Raw genomic sequence first — 914 nt, 5'->3', positions numbered from 1 at the left:
TTGACTGATGCCATTGTTTTCACCTATTAAAAGTCATGCGTTTGTAAATCTTGTTTGCTCTTGCGCCTTTGCCTTTCAGTGCGGCCTGTTAATCATGTGCGCATGACCAAGTATCGCAATAGGGTACGGTATCGGCGGCTTCTCGCCGTAGTGCTTTTCGTACCAAGCGCCGTGAGCGTGCGACAGGAACAGCTTGACGGCGTATCGCCTGGAGCGTGCGTCGATCTGACCGGGAGGCAACTTGCCTTCGATCAGGCTTTTGTATGCCTCGGTCGTCTTGCCTATCTTCTTTATAATTTCGGCAGCAAGTTCCTTGTTGTCTCCGCGCTCGTTACGTTCAATCTCGAAGGCTTTGCGCTGGCGATAGATAGCGCCGTAATAGCAATCCTCACGGCCGGAGAACTTCATAAACGACTGCCCGGCTTTCCAGCACAGTGTTTTCAGCGTGGCATTCCACGGACGGCGCTGACCCTTCTCCCATTTCTGCGTTGGATCAAGCCCGGCAAATCGCCAGATATGCCCGACTGTAGGGGCTTTCTCAATGTCGATGTGCGCAAGCAGTCCAGCAGATATTACCGGGCCGATACCGACGACTTCACGCATCCATGAACCCATGTAGTGCGCCTCTGTGTATTTGTCCAGAGCGCGCTTGATCTGGTGTTCGAGCATTTGCGACTGGTCGGCCAGCCAGTTGATGATCTTGTTGTCACTGACAGAGTGTGCTTCGTCTGCATTCTGCTCGACTGCGCGGGCCTGGTTGTGAGCGCGCTTCCTGTCCTCTTGCATCATGTAATAGGCGTCGACTAGATAGCGCGCTTCGTCATCCGACAAAGTAGCGGCATCGCTGACAATATCCCTGCTCATTCTTTCAAGCGTTTGCGGTTGCATTTTGTAACTCCTGGTGGTTAGCGTTC

General features: G+C 53.1%; 1 protein-coding gene. It reads right to left on the bottom strand.

Features of this window, described 5'->3' with window-relative positions:
* Positions 1–75: 75 nt before the first annotated feature.
* On the bottom strand, positions 76–914 hold an 839-nt coding region (gene tas / locus PROAA_RS13580), incomplete at its 5' end, for a TIGR-Tas system RNA-guided endonuclease (protein ID WP_222102275.1).

The organism is Candidatus Propionivibrio aalborgensis, assembly GCF_900089945.1.
In the GTDB taxonomy this organism is placed as follows: Bacteria; Pseudomonadota; Gammaproteobacteria; order Burkholderiales; family Rhodocyclaceae; genus Propionivibrio; species Propionivibrio aalborgensis.
Note: the sequence above shows the minus strand (reverse complement) of the source record. Positions and strands in the feature narration are given on the sequence as shown.